Source organism: Providencia sp. 2023EL-00965 (assembly GCF_033550225.1).
GTDB classification, from domain to species: domain Bacteria; phylum Pseudomonadota; class Gammaproteobacteria; order Enterobacterales; family Enterobacteriaceae; genus Providencia; species Providencia manganoxydans.
Genome location: NZ_JAWUEH010000007.1, coordinates 205,251 through 226,869, shown reverse-complemented (window position 1 = coordinate 226,869; position 21,619 = coordinate 205,251). Strand labels below are relative to the sequence as shown.

The window sequence follows — 21,619 nt, the reverse complement described above, 5'->3', positions numbered from 1 at the left end:
ATTACTACCCTTTTATTTTGGATTCAAACTTTCTACTTTCACCACCAAAATCGGTAATTAAATGCCATGAAACGGTACTATCACCCACAGCTTTAACGCTCACAGTGGCATCGCTATAAGGTAGGATATACCCAGAGTCAGGAAGGCTAACTTTTTTATTATTAATACTAATATCTTTAAAATTAAAAATATAAGGTGTTGGATTATGTATTTTTAAACGCTCACCCTCTTTTATCCATTCAATTGATGATGCAACATCTAGTGCTGTTTTATTAGCAATCGATTTAGGCCTAACGATTAACTTAATGCACGATTTTATTCTCATCTGAGTTAATAACGTGGCAGAGTCCAATTGTTTTGATTTTTCATCTTCGGTCACCCAATCCGAATCAATTTCTGGTGGGATACCCGTTATACATAACCAATACAATGACTCCCTATCATCAGGACCTAATTTTTCAGTATTGATTATACGTATACGATTACTTTGCTCACCATCCAATCTAAATAACGGTGGGGTGACAACAAAAGACGATTTTGTTTCTTTATCTGCTTGTAACACTTCCGACTGTACTAAAATCGGGTATGTTTGCGGATTAGTTACCGTTAAAGTTGAACCTTGAGAATTCGGCGTAAAAATAACTCTTGTTGCGCCCGTTTCCACAGAGAACTTTTGCGTTTCATGAACTAAATTAGTTGGGGATGAATTTGCTACAGATGTCTGAGTTACACACAAAGCCACCCATAACATGACAATTTTATTAACCTTTTTATGACTCATTAAACATTACCCCATTTAAAAACTAAGCAGCCTAATTTAATAGACCCGTATTTTATTAAAATACCGTTGTATAAAACGCACTCCCACTTAAAGAGTTATACAACCTTATTGATTACTACTTATCGCTGTTTCATCATTGTGTATTCATTCGCATTTGGCGGGCTGCGTGAGCACGCAACAAAGGCACGTAAGAACACCTTCGATATCGGTTTAATTATTTAATTGTTTAATTGAAATCAGGCAAAGATAGAAAAGTGTATTTCTATAAACTTTCTTTTTCTTATTTTCGTTCCGTCATTTAAAAATAACGACCACCAACAATAGATTAAGACGTTCTATTGTTGACCTAATGACCATGCATGATTAACGATATTTAAATTAATTAGTGATTCAGGGTAAATGACGATTAAAAATGAATTCCCAATTATATTCCTCAATCACATTCCGAATAAGATCTTGCCAAGAAATACCTAGCACCATCAAATATTGATTTAATTGCGAGATTGTCAAATTGGTCACACCGACCTCATACCGAGAAACTTGTTGCTGACTAACATGCATCAGCCGCCCCAGTTCTTTGCCTGTCAAATTCACCTTTAATCTATTTTCTCTTAAAAAAAAGCCCCAGTTTTTTATTTAAATCCTGAGTGCAGTTAATTTCATTTTCAGAGCGCATACATTAACTCCATTCATTATTGGTTACTCAGTGATAACAAGGCTAAAAATTATTTAACAGCTGCGATTAATGTGAATTCAATATAAATAGACTCTGAACAATTGTAAAAACGATTATAACGATCAAATAAGTCAAATTTGATAGGTTTCAGCTATCGCCAACTGATAAATGATCGATTTTATCGATCAAAAGGCAACCCCCACCCCCACAGAGAGTATTCAACCGATTGATCCACAAGTATTTTTCCCGCATGGCGCGTAATTGATTTTTTATTGGTGAAATCTTCTAAAAATACCGTTCCCTGTATTTTGTGATAAAACGTCTTTATTTTTTTCATTTTGTTACACTTTAAATCTAACCAACCATTTTCTTAGATAAAAATAATCTTAGTTTCAACTGAATTAAAAAAAGCAAAATGAAATGGCTCCACAGAGGAATACGGGGTATTTTGACTTAAAGAACGGTTTGTCTGATAGTGTCTTAAAACGGGCTTGTTGCAAAAATGACCTAAGTGAGAAACACTCACAGTATTGATTATGTCTTATTAGAAATAGGCCATGCCATCGAATGAGCTTAAATGGAAACATTTTGCTCCCCCGATCATCATTTGGTGCTTGCGTTGGTATGGTTCTACGACATTAGGCTATGCCAACGTCAGTGATACGCTCACCGCTCAACGATTTATCGTTGATTTATTGAGTATGCCCCCATTCTCCGTAAAAAATGCAAAAAATATCAATTCATTCGATCGGTTTCCTCTTGGCAGCTCGATGAAACCTACGTCAAAGTTAACGGTATAACTTGGAACAACGGCAAATCAAAACTCTCAACAACCGGATTGAATACATGACCCAAAAATCATAATAAAAATATTAACGAAATTATCGAGGCGATGATTGATCAAATTGATCTACCACGGGATCCCATTGAAGAACTCATACTGTTAGTTAAAAAGAAAAATTTAAAATAATTTCAAATATATATTATCACCTTGAATAATGATAATTTTATTTTCAAGGAGTTTGTATGAATCAACATATTGAACTGGAGAAGGCTCTCGCAGTCTTTCCCTTTTCATTTAAAACATCATTTTTTAACCAACTCAGTCAGCTCATCAATTACTCCCCTACCATTGGTCTAATGGGTAAAACAGGGGCTGGAAAATCCAGTCTGCTAAATGCGCTGTTCCAATCCCAACTATCGCCTGTGAGTGATGTCTCCGGCTGCACACGCCAAGCGCAACGCTTCAGTATGACGATGAACAACCATACACTCACCTTTATTGATTTACCCGGTGTGGGGGAAAGCCTTGAGCGAGATAAAGAGTACCACCAGCTCTATCGCAACTTATTACCAGAACTCGATTTAATCATTTGGGTTCTCAAGGCCGATGACCGAGCATGGTCTTCTGATGAACAGTGTTATCGCTTTCTCACGAAGAAATGCGGTTACCAACCTAATCAATTTCTATTTGTCTTGAACCAAGCCGATAAAATAGAGCCTTGTCGCCAGTGGGATGAATACAAGCATCAACCATCCTCAGAGCAGACCTATAACTTAAAATTAAAGCAACAAGCCGTCATAACCGCCTTTAAGCCACATCATCCTGTGATAACAGTTTCTGCGGTCGAAAACTATCAACTCACTGAATTAGCAGAGCAACTCATACAGGCGTTACCGGCGCAAGCCAGTAGCGGGGTAGCTAGGCAACTAAACAGCGCTTACCGGACGCAATCCGTGGAGAACGCCGCACGTAACGATTTTGGGCAATGCGTCAGTGATATCGTCGATACTCTGATAGATATCCTTCCCCTGCCTGCATTAATAAAAGGAACGATGAATACAGTCAAAAATAGCATCGTATCCGTTGCTAAATCCCTGTGGAGCATATTCTTTTAGCTTCTTACATTAATACAACATTGATGACATCAAGCGCCAGTCCTTAACGGGATTGACGCTTTTTTATTTCTTTTTCTTGGAGTATCAACTGATGAATAATACAACTGAATCCGCTATTGCAATGACACTCGTCCCCAATGAACAACGCCTGGATTTTTGGCTCAACCACTTCGGGAGTGTGAAAGGCTGGACCACCTTTGAAGTGGTCATCTTTACCACTATGGGGCAGTTTTGTGATGACTACCACGGCGGGTATTGGGAATATTGTACCTTATCCAATGGTGGCGCCTTTATTTATCCCGATTTACCTCAAGAGACACTGACGCTGTTCAACCCACATAACGGTAACGAAGCCAACGTCAGTTGTGAAGCCGCAGGCATTGCCGTGTGTTTGATGATGTACAGTTTATGGTCATTTCAAACGGAAAGTGACACCCTCGTCGATCGCTTTTATCAATTGCGTGATTATGCTGCGCAACACCCAGAACGTTCCGCCATTTTCCATCTAATCGATTAACCACGTCCTTATTTACGCCTTCGTATTACCTATCCACTTAATTTTAAAGGAAATTCATTATGACTCGCTTAGCATCCCGCTTTGGTGCGGCGAATAGCATTCGCCGTGACCGCCCGTTAACTCTCGAAGAGTTATTTCGCACCGTACCCAGTGCGTTCTCTGAAGAAAAGCATGAATCTCGTAGCGAAAAGTATACTTATATTCCTACGATTACCTTATTGGATAGCCTGCAAAAAGAAGGTTTTTATCCATTCTTTGCATGCCAAACTCGTGTGCGAGATGACAGCCGTCGTGATCATACTAAGCATATGTTACGGCTCCGACGTCATGACCAAATTACGGGTAGCCAAGTGCCTGAAATCATCTTACTTAATAGCCATGATGGTTCAAGCAGTTATCAAATGTTACCGGGCTTTTTTCGCTATGTTTGTCAAAATGGGCTGGTTTGTGGCGATACCTTTGGGGAGGTCAGAGTTCCCCATAAAGGTAATGTCGTCGATAAAGTGATTGAAGGGGCTTACGAAATGTTAGATACGTTTGATGCTATCGCTGAAAAACGTGAGCAAATGCAGTCCTTACTATTACCGCCACCAGCACAACAGATCTTCGCCCAAGCCGCTCTCATGTATCGTTATGGCGAAGAACATCAACCGATCACTGAAGCCCAAGTGTTACAACCTCGCCGCTTTGAAGATAAGAAAGACGATCTTTGGACCGTCTACCAACGTTTGCAGGAAAATTTAATCAAGGGAGGATTATCAGGCAGGAATGCCAAAGGTAAACGCGCTCGCACGCGTTCAGTGAATGGGATAGATGGGGATATTAAGCTCAATAAAGCGTTGTGGGTACTGACAGAACAAATGCATGCGCACTTTTCTGGACGCGAACAACTATAGCCACAGTATACGTTAAATAATTGGATCTTACGGTGAACGCGATGAAATTATCAGAACGGCAACTAAAAACCTTGAGTAATGTGAAACTCAATTATGGCTCACTCAGCAACAAAAGGGCGCTCAACTCGCTGGAGAAAAAAGGCTTAATCCACTGGAATACATCAAACCATTGGGTCTTAACGGAGTTCGGTTTTCATATCTATAACATGAGTAAACAGCGTTGCTTATAAAGCGTTAGCGCTAACATAAAGACTTATCCCGTATTTTGGTACTTGATAATATCGAGCATACCAACCTATTCAAGAAAGGAGAGCATTCTTTAAACATCATTTTATTCCCTTCCATTTTGACTCACTCTCTCATCAACGCTTTTTCTTATTTAAGCACCAAAACAACAGTTGATCGATTACGCCGATCGATAACCGTTTATTGATAGTTATGATCGATATTACCGATCGTATTTTAATTATTAATAGGTAAAACAGATCGATTAAGTTAAACTGTCTCACGCTAAATTATCTTTATGTCAGTGATATTAAGGTGATTGAGTCAAATCTTTCATGCCTTCCACTGACATAACGCGATTCAACCATACTTAATGTGATGTTGATTAAAAGGAAATCAATCATGAAAAAAGCGTTTATTGTTTCCGCCCTAATGGGGTGCATTTCATTACCGGCATTCGCTAACACGAATGACAGTAAAACGGGGCTTTATATCACGGGTAAAATGGGCGCATCCATTGTGCAAATGTCTGGCCAGCAGTTTGTCTACAGCGGCTATGCTGATGCCGGTGATAATGGTACAAAAAATGGAGATAGCCATCGTACGGGTGTATTTGGCGGCGGACTTGCGTTAGGTTATGACTTTTCCAATCAGTTTGATATCCCTGTTCGAGCTGAATTGGAATTTATGGCGCGTGATAAAGCGAATTCAACCTACAATATCCGCGACCGTGTGCGTAATGGCGTACATCAAACTCGTGATATTAAAAACCAAATCAAACTCAATACGTTAATGGTCAATGGGTACTACGACATTAAAAATAGCTCAAATTTCACGCCGTATATCTCTGTCGGGCTAGGCTATGCGGCCGTGGATTTTAAAACCACCCGTGCTGATGCTTATACCCCAGGACTCTCTCTGCATGATACTCACACGCATACCGCCAATAACTTTGCCTGGAGTGTCGGTGCGGGGGTGAACTATGCCATCAATGACGATTGGGATATGGGGCTGAGTTATCGCTATTTAGATGCCGGAAAAGCCGACATCACGACAGCGGTAGGTGATGGGGAAAATACGTCAAAAATCAAAGTGAAGGCCAACGATATCATGCTTGGTCTGACTTACCGTTTCTAATCTCTGTCATTCAGCCTTAAAGATTACCCTCAACTTACCTAGCCAACATGCCTTTTTGATGTTGGCTATTTTATTGATTAAACAAAAAAAATAACCACGGTTAAATTTCAACCACAAAAAAATTGTAATAAAAAGAGGTAAAAATGAATTCAATTAATCATATTCGTTTAGGTGTTGAACGAATTTTTTTCATCATTAGCTTAGTGCTAGTATTCGGTTTTACAGTCATCATCGCCAATCACTATAGTATCGACTCATTTATTGGTAAGCCCTTAATGTATCTACTGTATTACCTTATCGCGATGTTAGCTCCACTCTTGATTTCTCAAATATTGTTGTGGGTCATTTATGGGTTTAAGGGTATCCCTTTCCGTTTAATGCTAACGCGAAAAATTTTGGCATTCGTCTTCGCTTTCATCGCCTCTTTATGTGTTATCTACTTATTGCTCATCGGGATTATTCCTTTTATGGTTTTTGACCATGCTTTAATTTTTATACTTTATGAATACTTTTTTATTTTCCTCCTTTTCGCCTGCCTTATCGGACTGAGCGCTGGCGTTATTGTCTATATCCATACCGTTAAAAATGTATCCCATCCATTTCAATACCCGCATCCTATTTTCCGTTTAATGACATTCTTAGCGCTATACCTTGTCATTATGAATGCCTTAGCGATAGGCATTGGCAACCAAATCAATCTCAATATCATGGTGATTCTAGCGGGTACTATCGCAGGTTATGTGGGGTATTGGGGGTATGACTTCCTACAACAATACACGGCAACGCGTTCTCGGAAACTCAGGATAACCCTGTCAACAATCATTTCCCTTGTTATCTTAGCGCTACTGGCACTCCTTAACGTTCTATTGCCTAACCGATTAAATATGTTCGGATTATTCCTGCTATTTTTTATCGAACTGGCTATTGCAATCACATTAGGTCGACTCACCTACCAGAAAAACAACCATCAGAAAGACGGTTCAACAATGAGGATAAATCATGACTAAATACGTATTTATTTTCATGGTGTTTTGCCTCAATTTTACCGCGAGCGCCTTTAACACGAATGTATTTGATACCGCCATCGATAAAAGTGGTTTTACACCAATGTGTAATAACCAAGCGATTGCCGATAAGGATTGTCGTGTTGACGATTACCTCGAGGGACGTTATGTCGTCACGAGCACAGTAAATCTGGGCGCTAAATGTGCCTTCGTAATTGCCGAAGTGATTGATAGTCAAACCAACCAACTATTTAGTACATCAACTGGCGATTGTGAAGACGGCCCTCTCGATACCTATTACCGCTTATCCCGTATTAACAAAAAAGTGTGGCTGGATGCTTACAGTCAAGGAAAACACATTGACCATGTGGAGGTTATCTTTCAATGAAAAATCGCACATTAAATAGCCTTCCTTTTGTGGGAATTATCGCAGTCGTCATATTGGGGATTTATTTCGGCAAACAACCTAAGCCAACCTATCGAGATTGTGTTGAGTTCAGCCCATCTCCTGCCAGTACGCTTCAGGTTTATGATCAACCCGATAGAGCTTCCAAGTCTATCAACTATCAACCCACATCAGGAAAAGAACAATTCTGGGTCGCTAAACGAACAGCTGATGAACAATGGGTACAACTCTACCATGCCATAACACTTTTTGATGATTTACCTGAATCAGCTAAACTCGGATGGGTTAGTACCTCGAACATAAACACATTGGGGATATTTGAGTGCATGACTAAGAATTAGCACTCATGATAAAATAATAATTGAAGGTGGGTAACCTCACCTTCATTATTGTCCATCTTAATTAGAGTTCACTATATACCTGTATTGCGTCCAATACTCACTAATGCAATTGAAGGAGAACCAAAATAAAATGGCATACTGGATGGCATACCATAATAACCTCAAAAACAAAAACGCCATGCTAATCAATAGCATGGCGTTATAATGTGGCGGAACGGACGGGACTCGAACCCGCGACCCCCTGCGTGACAGGCAGGTATTCTAACCAACTGAACTACCGCTCCGAATGTTCCTTCAGGGAACGGGGAGCATATTACGAACACTTCCAAAGACAGTCAATACTTTTTCTTGAAAAATCGTGCAGTTGAACAGTTTTTAGCCTTAAAAAAACCTTTATATTAATGGAGCGTCTCTTCTTCATCAGGTGTTTGACGCCACAGACAAGGCTTTCCACCTTTTTTATCAACAATATCTAGCCTTTTTTCATGCTCGATAAGTTCTTCATCTGAGGCATACAATACTTTAAGACCTGTCATAGGACGCTCAATGCGCTGGACTTCTTCCACATAGTTTTCAGTTGAAGTATCTGCATCCATTGAGAAAGCAAGTGATGTCTGCCCACCTGTCATCGCTAAATAGACATCGGAAAGTATCTCCGCATCCAATAACGCGCCATGAAGAGTTCGCTTAGTGTTATCAATCAAGTAACGATCACATAAAGCATCCAAGTTATTCCGTTTTCCGGGGAATAGCTGGCGCGCCATGACTAAGCTATCTGTAATTTGGCAAAACTCAGTCGTTGGTGGTATCCCTTTATTCAATTTGCGGAATTCATAATCCATAAAACCAATATCAAACGGCGCATTGTGGATAATAAGCTCTGCGCCACGAATAAATTCGAGAAACTCATCCGCAATATCGGCAAATACAGGTTTATCCTGCAAAAATTCATCACTAATACCATGAACTTCAAATGCTTCAGGATCAACTAAACGGTCAGGTTTAATATAAACATGGAAATTACGCCCCGTTAATCTACGGTTAATCACCTCAACGGCACCAATTTCAATAATACAATGGCCTTCGTAATGAACGCCTAGCTTGTTCATACCTGTCGTTTCAGTATCAAGGACAATTTGTCTTGTTATCGCCGTGCTCATCATGAATTTTTGTGTCAAACTAAGGATTAATGAATAAGGTAGAGTGTAACAGAAATGACAAAGCAGGTAGAAATTTTCACTGATGGTTCTTGTTTGGGTAATCCAGGTCCCGGTGGTTACGGTGTTCTCCTTCGTTACCAACAACATGAAAAAACACTCAGTGAAGGTTTTTTTATGACAACCAATAATCGAATGGAGCTGCTCGCAGCAATTGTTGCGCTCGAATCGCTAAAACGCCCATGTGATATTATTTTAACCACCGATAGCCAATACGTTCGCCAAGGAATTACGCAATGGATCCATAACTGGAAACGTCGCCAATGGCGTAAAGCAGATAAATCGCCAGTGGTTAATGTAGATCTATGGAAACGTCTTGATGAAGCGATTACTCGACACACCATTGATTGGCGCTGGGTAAAAGGGCATGCAGGGCACCCTGAAAATGAAAAATGTGACGAGCTTGCAAGGCAAGCTGCTGAATCACCAACACAAGAAGATACAGGCTATCAACCAGCTCAAGACTAGCCAATATCTCTTATCGATTCTTTGAACGACTAGATATGCGCTTTGCGGCCCCAATAGCTGTCCCAATCTTAACTTTTGGTTGTTTAAATTTAAGTAGAGTCGGTGTTAATGGGTAAGTTCGTTTTCTGGCAACAATAACATTTAATGCGCCAACCCCACCGATGTGCTTATTCAACCAATTTTCAGGATCATGCCAAGGGAATACTTGGCAATTACGGTGATAGAGCACTTCGTAGTTTAGTACACTAAGCCAGTCAAATACCCGTAATGTTGGGAAGAAACGACTACAATAAGGCTGTTGCTTACGAAGAAAAGGGAGCGCTTTCCCTATACCTAGTAAACTAAATGGATTAAAACCTGAAATAATTAACCAACCGTCATCAACCAACACCCTATCAACCTCACGCAACACCCAGTGTGGGTCATGGCTATATGCCAACATATGAGAGATCAAACAAGCATCGATAGATTTATCAGCAAATGGTAATGCCAAAGGCTCTGCTAAGACATGAAATCGCGGATCATCATTCCCCACGCTAAATTGATGGGCTATCATACATTCTTCAGTGTCGATCTCGGTACTTAAATGTCCTAATTTAAGCAAATGAAAACCAAACATTTTTGGCCACCAAGGACGAAGCTGGTATTGTAGTGCTTGGCGATATTGTCGCCCGAAAGGAATATCAGACCAAGATACTGGTATCTGGAATTTTTTTTCAATACGCGCTGGCTTCATCAAATTCCCCTTAATCAAACCCTAGAGGTCATTATGGAGTTAATACGAGTTCCTGCTTTAAATGATAACTACATTTGGATCCTATCGGATAATCATCAACAGTGTATCATTGTTGACCCAGCAGAGTCAGAACCTGTTCTCGAAATATTGGCACAAAATAAACTCACTCCAATCGCTATCTTGCTCACTCACCACCATCATGATCATACTGGCGGTGTAAAAGGCATTCTGCAATCATTTAGTCAATTGCCTGTTTTTGGGCCAGAAGAAACAGAAGCTAAAGGTGCCACTGAATTAGTTAGCCAAGGTGACCAAATAAAAATCGGTGAATTTGATTTTCATGTGATTGGGCTACCGGGACATACCCTTGGACACATTGGTTTTTATCAAGCGCCTTATCTCTTCTGTGGCGATACTTTATTTTCAGGTGGTTGCGGTCGTATTTTTGAAGGAACACCAGAGCAAATGTTTCAGTCAATTCAAAAAATAGCGGCTCTCCCCGATGATACTCTTATCTGTTGCGCTCATGAGTACACACAATCTAATCTTAAATTTGCTCATCATATTTGGCCTGATAATCTGCAAATTAGCAAATATCAACAAGAAATTGACCTTAAACGCAGTAAAAATCAGGCAACAGTACCCACCACACTTGGAACTGAGCGAAAAATAAATGTTTTTTTACAATGTGATAATGTTGAACTACAAAAAAACATGAATATTAATCAAGCTAATCCACCACTTAGAGCAATTTTTACCGTTTTACGTCAATTAAAAGATCATTATTAGCGTTTAATTATTGTCTTCTTTGTGTCTGCTCAGTATTATTGTTCGACTTTCACACATACAACAATGAAGAATAATGACACAATGAAGACAATAGCGACGATTATCGCCATTGTTCTGCTGGCCGGATGCCAAGCTTCCCCACAAAAAACCAAGCAGAACAGGTCTTCAGCAAACCACACTATAGAAACCATTGCTCCACATAATCAGGCAGCAAGTAGACAACTTCCAAAGATGGATAATGACCTTTGGGGGTATATCAGTGATGAGCTGAAGATGGATATACCTGATAATGCTATCATCAGGGAACAAGCCAACAATTACTACACAAAACAGAGTTTTCTCTACGATGTCACATTAAGGGCTGAACCTTACATGTATTGGATCGTGGATGAAATTGATAATCGTAATTTACCGATGGAATTAGCTTTAATTCCAATCATTGAAAGTTCATTCAATCCAAAAGCAACTTCCCCTGCCCAAGCTGCTGGTCTTTGGCAAATCGTTCCTATCACCGCACGATCTTATGGTTTAAAACAAGATCAATGGGTAGATGAACGCCGTGATCTTGTCACATCGACTAAGGCTGCTTTTGATTTGCTCGAAAATTTAAACATCATGTTTGGTCATGATTGGGAATTAACCTTGGCTGCCTATAATTGTGGCGAGGGCTGTGTGTTAAATGCAATCAAGAAGAATGAAGCCGCAGGGCTACCCACCGACTTTTGGTCATTATCTTTACCAAAAGAAACCAAACAATATGTCCCTAAAATATTAGCATTAAGCCAAATTTTAAGATCTCCAGAAAAATATCAAGTTAAGTTACCTCATAGCAACCGCAATAGGGCATTAACACAAGTTGATGTTGGTCAACAAATTACATTAATCCAAGCCGCTGAACTGACGGGAATTTCAGAAGAGTCCCTCAAAACCTATAACTCAGGTTATAAACGAGGTATTACTTCACCAAATGGTCCCCATTATATTATGTTGCCAACCGCTAAAGCGGAACAACTTAAACTATCGCTCTCAGACCAATCAGTTTTAGATAATATTCGTATGGCTGCCGCTGAAAATCAGAAAAGAAGGCCTGCGCAACAACAGAAATCTAGCCACTTTAATTACAAAGTCGCTAAAGGTGAGTCCGTAGCAAGTATCGCCAAAAAATTTAATACCACCAGTAAGAGTATAAAACAACTTAATGGCATGAAAACGGCTAATATTCGTCCAGGGCAAATGTTAAAAATTAAAGGGGTTGCTCCAGTCGCTAATAGCCGGAAATCTAAAACTTACCGGGTTAAGAAAGGCGACTCTTATTACAGTATTGCTAAAAGACATGGTATCAAGCTAAATGATCTAATGAGTTGGAATTCAGGTGTCAAAATGGCAGATCTAAAACCTGGCGTTACATTAAACCTCTACTTATAATTACCCACATGTAATACCTATCGATTAATCGGTAGGTATTACATATTGAATAACAAAAATTAATTATGCTTATCAATATTGAAATCATATTCAATTGTCGTTAATTCCTTCACTATTATGTTAAAAAATCGCATTCAAATTATTTAACACACCGCTTTTTAAGTTAAAACCATCGTTATTTTTTGTAAATAAACGCAAAGTAGCTCTGATTCGATATAAAATCTCCTTAAAATTGTGTTTAATTGATATAAATAGCACTATAAAACCCTTATCAACTATTAATTTTGAAAAAATTTGCTGGTCAGGTGGTGACTTATGTAATAAAAGTGCTATATTATTAGCACAGCGAAAACAGTTAGCGCTGCTAGCCCGTATTTGAATATTACAGATATAATTATTGATAATTCTAAAAATTGCACCTGTTTCACACAGAATCTATATAACCTAAGATATTGATTAATAAATGCTTATGTTAGTAATTCAAGGTGTTTTATTTAGTTTGCACTAAATTATTTTGATATAGAAATACACATAGCAAAGGTTAGTCTCGCCTGCGGAGGTGATTATGGATGAATATTCACCCAAAAATTATGATATATCTGAGTTAAAATATTTGTGTAACAGCCTGAATCGAGAAGCAATTTCTAGTTTACAGAAAACAAATACACACTGGGTAAATGATTTAAGCTCACCACAAAGTGCCAGCCTTAATGAGCTTATTGAACATATTGCCGCTTTTGTATGGCAATATAAGATAAAATATCCCAAAGAGAATCTCGTTATATCATTAGTTGAAGAGTATCTTGATGAAACTTATGATTTGTTCGGTAGCCCTGTAATAACTCTAAGTGAGATTATTGATTGGCAGAGTATGAATCAAAATCTAGTTGCTGTACTTGATGATGATTTAAAGTGCCCTGCAAGTAAGACTTAAGATACCGTTTATGTCCAAATAACTATAACATGGCATGTTATAAAGCTTTTTTAATTATCAATAAAAGAAAGGGTATTATGACCAAAACTGATTATCTGATGCGTTTAAGAAAATGCACGACTATCGACACGCTTGAACGCGTGATCGAGAAAAATAAATATGAACTATCTGAAGACGAGTTGGAGCTATTTTACTCGGCTGCTGACCATCGCCTTGCAGAACTCACGATGAATAAACTTTATGACAAGATCCCTGCATCGGTTTGGAAATTTGTTAGGTAACTACTCATTAATATACACAGATAATGACTGGTTATAGCCGATAATTCATTTTATCGGCTCAATATATTTCGTATCCCCCTATTATTGCATTACAAAATAATGCAACCACCCCGCTTGTAATTTATACATTTGGATAATAGCGATAAGTAATAAAGTAACATTAGCACTAATATCTAACTTATTCGTTCGCATCTATAAATAAAAATGTTATAAATAAAGGCCGTTCTAACTTATAAATGTTTATATTAAAATTAATAACATTCATTTTATTCTTTAAATAATATGAAATTAGAACTAAAGTGGTAAGAGAAATAAACTTTCAAAACGACTAAAAAAAGTCAATATAACGTCATAATCAGTCTGATAACGAGTAGAACTCATTTTTCGTGTAATATCACTGTGGCAATAAAACGATAAATAATAACGATAGGCTAAAATAGAGGGCCATTATTAAGCAATAAGCGATATAGCTAGAATTGGGTGGGGGCCCTGCCAGCGACATCCCGGCACACACATCCCCTGCTATGGCTGCTTCCTTCCGGACCTGACCAAGTTAACAAGTTAGCGTTGCGGGAGAACCAACAGAGCCCCCATAGATTGCTTCCTAAAAAGCAGGTGGCATTATGCTTGATGATAACTGAAATAGCAAGGAACCCACCACTGAATGCTGTTTTATTGTGCAACAATAGCGTATTTAACTTTACTGTGCTGGTACAAGACGCAATTCTATATCCCGAGTAACTCCGTTATTAATCACAACACTCTCGACATTAGAAATAAACCAAATATCACCTTCAACAGAGACTGTCGCTCTCACTACCAAATGTGCACTAGAGCGAATTTCATCTTTTTGATAGCTTAATTCAAACGGGAATGGTGATTGCTTACCCTGCGTATCGTAATATTTCTGCGATAAAATTAAAGCAGGTAGCTCTGCAATTGACGTGTCAGCTAGGGTGACTGTAACAACTGCATTGACTGGTAATGCTACGCGCTGTTGGATCACAACTTGCCCGCTAATTACGCCAGATTCAATACTCCTATTTGTTGTATCATGAGAGCGATCAAGCTTGGCTTCTTTCGCTTTATTGTTATTTCCCTCACAGCCCACTAATAGAGTCATAAGGATCAACCCCATGATGACTTGGTATAATTTCATGATAAGTGCCTAAAAAACAGATCATTGCCAAAATATTTTTATATTATTTATCTTAAGGTGCAATTTTTTACTGAAGACACTTCAATTATAGCGAAAAAATCTCATTAATGAAATATCATTTCCAAATGTAACAAAAAATTTCAAAAAAATATTTTCACTTCCATACCATGTTGAAGTAGCTCAATAACAATTAGATATAGATTTTATCTATAAAAACCTTACCACAAAAACTGCCTACCTATTTTTGTGTATTAATGGGAAAATATAGTTATCTGATATTTTTTAATTGATACCAAGGTCGCTATGAGCCCAGAATTGCAAAATTTAATTAGCTTATTAGAGCTAGAAAAAATAGAAGAAGGTATTTTCCGTGGTCAAAGCGAAGATCTTGGCCTACCCCAAGTTTTTGGTGGACAAGTTGTTGGCCAAGCTATGTATGCCGCGGAACAAACTATCCCTGACGATCGCGTCATCAACTCGTTTCACAGTTATTTTTTACGCCCTGGAGATAGCCAGCGCCCTATCGTGTATGACGTTGAAATACTCCGAGATGGCGGCAGTTTCAGCACGCGCCGCATCAGTGCAATACAACATGGAAAACCCATATTTTTCATGACCGCATCTTTCCAAGCGCAGGAAGATGGTTTTGATCATCAAAACTTAATGCCAGAAGTACCATCACCAGAAAAACTGATCTCTCAAGATGAGATTATCCAACGTTTAGCCGCTCAGTTACCTGAATCAGTCAAGAAGTATGCTTTACGTCCGAATCCATTTGAATTCCGCCCAGTGCAATTTTATAGCCCATTTGATGCCCCTCCCCAAGAACCATTCCGCTATATTTGGTTCAAAACAAAAGGGCAACTTCCTGATATCCCATCACTTCATCATTATTTATTAGGATATGCATCTGACTATAATTTTCTTCCTGCAACCCTACAACCTCATGGTCGTGGTTTTATGGAGAGGGATTTGCAAGTTGCGACAATCGACCATTCTATGTGGTATCACAGACCATTTAAAATTGATGAGTGGTTACTGTATGCGATAGAAAGCCCATCTGCATCAGGTGGTAGAGGCTTTGTTAAAGGGCAAGTTTATAATCAACAAGGAGAGTTAGTCGCAACCGCGGTTCAAGAGGGGGTTATTCGTAAAAGAAAGCCTCGTTAAAAATATGTTAGTACTAACTAACAAGGCAGGGAGTTATTCTTCCTGCCTTGTCATATTTTATGTGATATCGTTATTCATGGATATCCACTATTACGGCTTAATTAGCCCCCATAACATGAATGTTAGTACTAACTTACATCATAATTAGTTATATGCGCTTTCACCGTGATGGGTAATATCCAGTCCTTCTCTTTCTTGCTCCATATCTGCACGTAAACCTGTTGTTTTATCTGCGATTAAGAAAGCCAGATAGGCAATTACCGCGGTCCATATCACACAAACAATAATACTAAATGCCTGTATACCGACTTGTTTCATCATGGTGACACCTTCGACATATCCCATCCCACCTAATGCCGCAGAAGCAAATACCCCTGTCAATAAACACCCCACAATGCCACAAACACCATGTACCCCAAATACATCGCATACATCATCAACTTTTAACCAGCGTTTTAAAATAACCACTCCCCATAGCCCTGCAATACCAGAGATTAGGCCTATTATCAGTGCACCAGCAACACCAACAGCGCCTGCACCGGGTGTCACACCCACTAATCCTGCAAGGCAGCCAGAACAAGCGCCGAGCAACGAAGGCTTATTTCTAAAAATCCATTCCGCGAACACCCATGACAACACAGCACCGGACGTTGCGACAACAGTATTGATAAAGGCAAGCGCAGCAATTGAGTTCGCACTTCCTGCTGAGCCTGAATTAAAACCGAGCCAACCAATAAATAAGATTGCCGTCCCCATAAAAACCATTGGCAAATTATGTGGTTTTATTGCTTCTTTTCCGAAACCAATTCGCTTACCAAGTAAGTAAGCACCAACAAGCCCCGCAACTGCCGCATTAATGTGTACAACGGTTCCACCAGCAAAATCTAACGCACCATCCTGTGCTAATAAACCACCACCCCATACCATATGTGCCATTGGTATATAAGCAAAAGTCGTCCAAATAAAGGCAAATATTAAGACCGCAGAAAACTTGACCCTCTCACCTAAAGCGCCAACAACTAACGCAACAGTTAAACAAGCAAAAGCCCCTTGGAATGCAACATGTACAAATTGTGGGATCGTTGCTGAAAGGCTTTCAATACTAATTCCTTTCAACATAAATTGGCTAAAGCCGCCAAAAAAATCATTTCCTTCGCTAAATGAAAGACTGTAGCCATAAACAACCCAAATGACAGAAACTAGAGCTAAAATCACCATAGTTTGCGCCATAAGTGATAGAACGTTTTTACTACGTAATAACCCGCCATAAAATAAAGCGATCCCAGGTACAATCATAAACAAAACCAGTGCAGTGCAAATCATCATAAAAGCATTATCGGCTTTATCTATACCCTCTTCAGATGCGAGTACACTCGCAGGAAAACTCGCTATTAGTAGCAAATAAACGCATTGAAATAGTTTACTCATCGCCATTCTCCTAAAGTGCCTCATCTTGTTTCTCACCGGTACGGATCCGTATAGCCTGCTCCAGTTCAAACACAAATATTTTTCCATCCCCCACTTGCCCTGTATTTGCAGCTTTTTCGATTGCCTCGATAACCTGATCGGCAAATTCATCTGATACAGCAATTTCCATACGTACTTTAGGCAAAAAATCAACGACATACTCTGCACCACGATATAATTCAGAATGACCTTTTTGGCGCCCGAATCCACGAACCTCAGTAATTGTTAAACCTTGGACACCAATATCTGAAAGCGCTTCTCTTACTTCGTCTAACTTAAAAGGTTTAATGATTGCGATGATGTATTTCATTTTGCCTCCAATTAATTTAATTCCCTGTCACCCCATGCTAAATATTTCCCATAACAACAAGACCAACCGCAAAAATACTTAGAGTAAATAGTGTTGAGCAAATAGCGTGCCAAAATTAATTACACTTATAATTCAAAGAGTCATGACAAAAGAAAAGGCCACTCAACTGAGTGGCCTTGCAAAATGCATTATAAGTGTGCAAAAAAACTAAATGAGTACCGTTTCAGACTCAGTATCATCATGTTGGATTAAAGATTCACCAACTTGCTGTAATTGATACATTTGATAATAGCGCCCTTTTTGCTGTAGTAATTGCATATGATTTCCTTTCTCAACAATTGCACCACGATGGAGCACAACCACCTGATCCGCATCAACAATCGTTGATAAACGGTGTGCAATAACCACCAAAGTGGTCGTTTGACGAATAATACGTAGCGCTTTTTGAATAGACTGTTCAGTGCCTGAGTCAATATTGGCTGTAGCTTCATCAAGAATAAGAATTTTTGGTGTAACAACTAACACACGAGCCATCGCCAGCAGCTGCCTCTGACCAACTGACAATGTATTACCTTGTTCACCAAGCATTGAATCTAAACCATCCGGTAACAAGCGCACATGTTCAGCAAGTTGCACCATTTCTAGCACCTGCCAAACTTTGTCTTGTGACACATCGCGCCCTAAGGCAACGTTATCAAAGAAAGAAGCGGCGAGTACAACAGGATCTTGTTGCACCATAGCAATACCGTTACGCAAAACTTGATGCGACAACGAATGTAAAGGGCGACCATCAAGCAAGATTTCACCTTGTTGCCATGGGTAATATCCCATAATCAAGTTAGCGATAGTACTTTTACCGCTCCCTGTATGCCCCACTAATGCAACAAAACTATTTTCTGGTACATGAAGATTAATATCATTGAGTACCTTTTTGTCTTCACGGTAGGCAAATGATACATGTTGGATATCAATAGCACCGCTTTTTAATGGAGCTGCATGCTCACCATAACCTTGTTTTGGGCTATCCATTAATTCGAATACTCGCTCCCCTGATACTACAGCTTGTTGTAACATAGACTGCTGAGAGGTCAGTTCAATTAATGGCTCATTTAAACGCCCAAGGTAGTTAATAAAAGCATATAAAACACCAACACCTATCGTTGTAGCACCATCAATACCAAATAAAAATAGTAGCCCACACAGAACAGATGCAGACAACAAACTCAAAAGAGGACGCAATAATAAGCCATCTAATTTCAATGCCTTCATACGTTCATGATAATGATCTTCGCTCGCTTGCAACATTTTCTCACCAAATCTAGCTTGCTGGCGAAACTGTTGAATGACCGTCATACCATTAATCACTTCATTAAAACCATTGTTAATCTCAGCCAGATAAGAGCGTACTCGTCTGACAATTGGCGTGCTTAAGCGTTGGTAAGCAAACATCACCACCAACACAGCGGGGAAAATCATAATCGCCACCAAAGCCATTCGCCACTCAAGGGTAAACATCGCAATCAACATGGCACAGATAAGCGCTAAGCTACGAAATACCGTAGGCACAACCATAACAAATAAGTCTTTAATGACTTCAGTATCATTGGTTACCCGAGAAATAATTTGCCCTACAGGTTGTTTATCAAAAGCACTTAAAGGCTGCCTTAACGCGGAGTTCATCACATCAGTGCGTAGCGCTTGTACAACACCAACCGCGGCTTTATTAAAAAGTATCGTTTGGTAATAATGAAGTAGTGCCGCTAAAACCTGTAACACCACAAACCCAATCACCATATATAAGGCTAATGGCATAATTATTTGCTTCTTAGCAACCATATTGTCGATAAAATAGCTAATCAGTAATGGACCACTCACTTCCGCCGCCGCTGCAACCCATAACATGATAATTGCTACCGACATCGTTCCACGATGTACTTTTCCATAACCCATTAGACGCTTTAATGCAGGCCAAAGAGGCTTCTTCTGACTCATAAATCACCGTCCAAAGCTGCTTCAATCTGTTGATAATGATACATATCCTTGTACCAACCTGATTGAACCGATAGCGTTGTATGAATACCTTCCGCCGCGATACTCCCTTGGGATAAAACCAGAATATTGTCCGCTTCAACCAATGCAGATAAACGATGTGCGCTGATGATCAGCGTTCTTCCTTCACGCCAACGGCTAAGATTTTGTAAAATTGTAAATTCAGTTTGCCCATCCACAGCGGATAACGCATCATCTAAGACTAAAATTTCTGCATTTTGTAAAATAGCACGAGCAATAGAAATACGTTGCTTTTGCCCACCAGACAACATAACACCTCGTTCACCGACTTGAGTTTGATAGCCTTCAGGCAACCTCAAAATATCATCATGTACACAGGCAATTCGTGCGGCTTCTTCTATTTGCTCAACCGTTGCCTGTGGATGGCCTAACGCAATATTGCCTGCAACAGTATCAGAAAATAAAAATGGCGATTGATTAACAATCGCTAACCGGCTACGCCACTCATCAAGTTGAATAGTTGGTAACGAATGGCCCTGATAACAAATTTCACCTTCAGTGACATCAAATTGCCGCTGAAGTAGAGTAATTAATGTTGACTTGCCTGAGCCTGTTGGGCCACATAACCCTAAAAATTGTCCTGGTTGCAAATCGAAACGGATATCATGTAATGCCACTCGCTCAGCTTCAGGATAGCGAAATACCTTAATATTTACGCTTAATTTACCTCGTTCTGCCTTTAGAGATTGTTGACCATCTGCAATATCTAAAGGCTCATTCAACAATTCTCGAATACGGCTATACGCCGCACTACCACGCTCTACAATATTGAACATCCAAGCCAGAGCAAGCATCGGCCAAATCATTAATCCTAAATACATCACAAAGCTAGTCAGTTCACCAAGAGTTAATGTGCCTTGTAATACCATCCAACTCCCCCCAGCAATTGCTAGAAGGTTTGCCATACCGATAGCTATAAAAATAGTTGGATCAAAGCGTGCATCTACTCGTGCCACATGCATATTACGACGCCCTGCTTCGGTTGCCACTTGCTCAAACTGATTCGATTGATGATCTTCAAGGCCAAATGCTTTGATCATCCGAATACTGGTCAGGCTTTCTTGTGCATGGTTATTTAAAGAAGAAAATGCTCCTTGTGCATGCTTAAAGCGGTGATGTAACTGGTCACCAAAGCGTTTGATCACTATCGCCATAATTGGCATAGGGATCAGAGCTAATAACGTTAGCTGCCAACTAATATTGACACTCATCATGAGTAGCACCGCACAGCCCATGACTAACGAGTCAACAAAGGTTAAAACCCCTTCGCCAGCAGCAAATACCACTCGGTCAACATCATTGGTAGTACGAGCAATTAAATCGCCAGTGCGATAGCGCAAATAAAAGGATTGATTCTGAAGACTGAGTTGCCGATAAAACTTTTGTCGTAGCTGTACCGCTAGCTTATAAGAGGCACCAAATAACCAGAGTCGCCATACATAGCGCAAACCATAGACAACAACCGCAATACCTAGCATCAATGTGACATAAGATACTAACTGGCTGGTTGCCATGGTTTGGTTACTAATACCATCCACCACCACGCCAACTAATCTAGGTGGAACAAGTTGTAAAATCGCAATAATAATTAAAAAGCAAACAGCGCCACAGTAACGTCGCCACTCACTAAAAAAATACCAGCGTAGTTGTGAAAATAATCGCACTTAGTCACAGCCTTGAATCAAGTTTAATGGTCTATCGTTATCATCAT

The 21,619-nt window shown here is 39.5% G+C and carries 23 protein-coding genes, 1 tRNA gene, 1 other RNA gene and 1 pseudogene; 14 read left to right on the top strand and 12 right to left on the bottom strand.

The features are described from left to right. Window positions 1–4: 4 nt before the first annotated feature. The 3 genes from SC428_RS11295 to SC428_RS11285 form a co-directional block, all read right to left on the bottom strand. Window positions 5–781, bottom strand: a complete 777-nt coding sequence (locus SC428_RS11295; protein ID WP_004927133.1) for a fimbria/pilus periplasmic chaperone — start codon at window positions 779–781, stop codon at window positions 5–7. 390 nt (window positions 782–1,171) lie between these two features. Further along, window positions 1,172–1,417, bottom strand: a complete 246-nt coding sequence (locus SC428_RS11290; protein WP_318707807.1) for a helix-turn-helix transcriptional regulator — start codon at window positions 1,415–1,417, stop codon at window positions 1,172–1,174. 218 nt (window positions 1,418–1,635) lie between these two features. After that, the gene (locus SC428_RS11285) at window positions 1,636–1,794 is read right to left on the bottom strand and encodes a hypothetical protein (RefSeq protein ID WP_318707789.1); all 159 of its coding nucleotides are present in this window, start codon (window positions 1,792–1,794) and stop codon (window positions 1,636–1,638) included. 220 nt (window positions 1,795–2,014) lie between these two features. Between SC428_RS11285 and SC428_RS11280 the strand changes: the two are divergent. The 8 genes and pseudogenes from SC428_RS11280 to SC428_RS11245 form a co-directional block, all read left to right on the top strand. Beyond that, window positions 2,015–2,253, top strand: a pseudogene (locus tag SC428_RS11280) (IS6 family transposase); the annotation flags it as partial. A 230-nt stretch (window positions 2,254–2,483) separates the two neighbouring features. Further along, the gene (locus SC428_RS11275) at window positions 2,484–3,356 is read left to right on the top strand and encodes a GTPase family protein (protein WP_004924756.1); all 873 of its coding nucleotides are present in this window, start codon (window positions 2,484–2,486) and stop codon (window positions 3,354–3,356) included. Between the two features lie 91 nt (window positions 3,357–3,447). Continuing rightward, window positions 3,448–3,873, top strand: coding sequence for an antirestriction protein (locus SC428_RS11270; protein WP_154628748.1), 426 nt, complete (start codon window positions 3,448–3,450; stop codon window positions 3,871–3,873). A gap of 59 nt (window positions 3,874–3,932) precedes the next feature. After that, window positions 3,933–4,769, top strand: coding sequence for a DUF932 domain-containing protein (locus tag SC428_RS11265; protein ID WP_318707781.1), 837 nt, complete (start codon window positions 3,933–3,935; stop codon window positions 4,767–4,769). Between the two features lie 627 nt (window positions 4,770–5,396). Next, the gene (locus tag SC428_RS11260) at window positions 5,397–6,131 is read left to right on the top strand and encodes an outer membrane protein (protein WP_036941098.1); all 735 of its coding nucleotides are present in this window, start codon (window positions 5,397–5,399) and stop codon (window positions 6,129–6,131) included. A gap of 143 nt (window positions 6,132–6,274) precedes the next feature. Next, the gene (locus SC428_RS11255) at window positions 6,275–7,138 is read left to right on the top strand and encodes a hypothetical protein (protein ID WP_318707775.1); all 864 of its coding nucleotides are present in this window, start codon (window positions 6,275–6,277) and stop codon (window positions 7,136–7,138) included. Further along, a complete protein-coding gene (locus tag SC428_RS11250) occupies window positions 7,131–7,523 on the top strand; it encodes a hypothetical protein (RefSeq protein ID WP_036967295.1) in 393 nt (130 codons plus the stop codon). The genes SC428_RS11255 and SC428_RS11250 overlap by 8 nt, the downstream gene beginning before the upstream one ends. Continuing rightward, complete coding sequence (locus SC428_RS11245) at window positions 7,520–7,882, top strand: hypothetical protein (protein ID WP_154628752.1); 363 nt, start codon at window positions 7,520–7,522, stop codon at window positions 7,880–7,882. Before SC428_RS11250 ends, SC428_RS11245 begins: the two co-directional genes overlap by 4 nt. Window positions 7,883–8,089: 207 nt before the next feature. Here the strand turns inward: SC428_RS11245 and SC428_RS11240 are convergent. Together SC428_RS11240 and dnaQ are read right to left on the bottom strand one after the other, a co-directional pair. Beyond that, window positions 8,090–8,166 (bottom strand) — tRNA-Asp (locus SC428_RS11240). A 114-nt stretch (window positions 8,167–8,280) separates the two neighbouring features. Continuing rightward, window positions 8,281–9,042 carry a DNA polymerase III subunit epsilon gene (gene dnaQ, locus SC428_RS11235; RefSeq protein WP_070927051.1) on the bottom strand — a complete coding sequence of 254 codons (762 nt, stop codon included), beginning with the start codon at window positions 9,040–9,042 and terminating at the stop codon, window positions 8,281–8,283. Window positions 9,043–9,096: 54 nt separating this feature from the next. On the opposite strand from dnaQ, the gene rnhA reads away from it, so the two are divergent. Next, the gene (rnhA, locus tag SC428_RS11230; RefSeq protein ID WP_070926733.1) at window positions 9,097–9,567 is read left to right on the top strand and encodes a ribonuclease HI; all 471 of its coding nucleotides are present in this window, start codon (window positions 9,097–9,099) and stop codon (window positions 9,565–9,567) included. 10 nt (window positions 9,568–9,577) lie between these two features. Here rnhA and SC428_RS11225 read toward each other — a convergent pair whose 3' ends face one another. Then, entirely contained in the window at window positions 9,578–10,303 is a 726-nt protein-coding gene (locus SC428_RS11225) for a class I SAM-dependent methyltransferase (protein WP_318707763.1), read from the bottom strand. Between the two features lie 33 nt (window positions 10,304–10,336). Between SC428_RS11225 and gloB the strand changes: the two genes are divergently transcribed. The 4 genes from gloB (at window position 10,337) to SC428_RS11205 (ending at window position 13,732) form a co-directional block, all read left to right on the top strand. After that, window positions 10,337–11,092 carry a hydroxyacylglutathione hydrolase gene (gloB, locus tag SC428_RS11220; protein WP_070926738.1) on the top strand — a complete coding sequence of 252 codons (756 nt, stop codon included), beginning with the start codon at window positions 10,337–10,339 and terminating at the stop codon, window positions 11,090–11,092. An 81-nt stretch (window positions 11,093–11,173) separates the two neighbouring features. Beyond that, the gene (gene mltD / locus SC428_RS11215; RefSeq protein WP_318707761.1) at window positions 11,174–12,517 is read left to right on the top strand and encodes a murein transglycosylase D; all 1,344 of its coding nucleotides are present in this window, start codon (window positions 11,174–11,176) and stop codon (window positions 12,515–12,517) included. A gap of 565 nt (window positions 12,518–13,082) precedes the next feature. Beyond that, window positions 13,083–13,451: an Hha toxicity modulator TomB gene (gene tomB / locus SC428_RS11210; RefSeq protein WP_070926742.1), complete on the top strand. Its 369-nt coding sequence runs from the start codon at window positions 13,083–13,085 to the stop codon at window positions 13,449–13,451. A 77-nt stretch (window positions 13,452–13,528) separates the two neighbouring features. Next, complete coding sequence (locus SC428_RS11205) at window positions 13,529–13,732, top strand: HHA domain-containing protein (protein WP_004927064.1); 204 nt, start codon at window positions 13,529–13,531, stop codon at window positions 13,730–13,732. Window positions 13,733–14,219: 487 nt separating this feature from the next. On the opposite strand, the gene ffs is transcribed toward SC428_RS11205, so the two are convergent. Together ffs and SC428_RS11195 are read right to left on the bottom strand one after the other, a co-directional pair. Beyond that, window positions 14,220–14,316, bottom strand: an RNA gene (gene ffs, locus SC428_RS11200) — signal recognition particle sRNA small type. A gap of 116 nt (window positions 14,317–14,432) precedes the next feature. Then, window positions 14,433–14,891 (bottom strand): YbaY family lipoprotein, encoded by a 459-nt coding sequence (locus tag SC428_RS11195; protein ID WP_318707753.1) that lies wholly within the window; start codon window positions 14,889–14,891, stop codon window positions 14,433–14,435. 303 nt (window positions 14,892–15,194) lie between these two features. On the opposite strand from SC428_RS11195, the gene tesB reads away from it, so the two are divergent. After that, on the top strand, window positions 15,195–16,061 hold the full coding sequence (tesB, locus tag SC428_RS11190) for an acyl-CoA thioesterase II (RefSeq protein ID WP_070926746.1): 867 nt from the start codon (window positions 15,195–15,197) through the stop codon (window positions 16,059–16,061). Window positions 16,062–16,205: 144 nt separating this feature from the next. Here tesB and amtB read toward each other — a convergent pair whose 3' ends face one another. The 4 genes from amtB to SC428_RS11170 all read right to left on the bottom strand — a co-directional run bounded on the left by amtB (window position 16,206) and on the right by SC428_RS11170 (window position 21,572). Next, window positions 16,206–17,495, bottom strand: coding sequence for an ammonium transporter AmtB (gene amtB, locus SC428_RS11185; RefSeq protein WP_404826915.1), 1,290 nt, complete (start codon window positions 17,493–17,495; stop codon window positions 16,206–16,208). Window positions 17,496–17,499: 4 nt separating this feature from the next. Next, a complete protein-coding gene (locus tag SC428_RS11180) occupies window positions 17,500–17,838 on the bottom strand; it encodes a P-II family nitrogen regulator (RefSeq protein WP_070926750.1) in 339 nt (112 codons plus the stop codon). Between the two features lie 207 nt (window positions 17,839–18,045). Then, window positions 18,046–19,830 (bottom strand): SmdB family multidrug efflux ABC transporter permease/ATP-binding protein, encoded by a 1,785-nt coding sequence (locus SC428_RS11175; protein WP_070926752.1) that lies wholly within the window; start codon window positions 19,828–19,830, stop codon window positions 18,046–18,048. Further along, window positions 19,827–21,572 (bottom strand): SmdA family multidrug ABC transporter permease/ATP-binding protein, encoded by a 1,746-nt coding sequence (locus SC428_RS11170; RefSeq protein WP_070926753.1) that lies wholly within the window; start codon window positions 21,570–21,572, stop codon window positions 19,827–19,829. The genes SC428_RS11175 and SC428_RS11170 overlap by 4 nt, the downstream gene beginning before the upstream one ends. Between the last annotated feature and the right edge of the window lie 47 nt (window positions 21,573–21,619).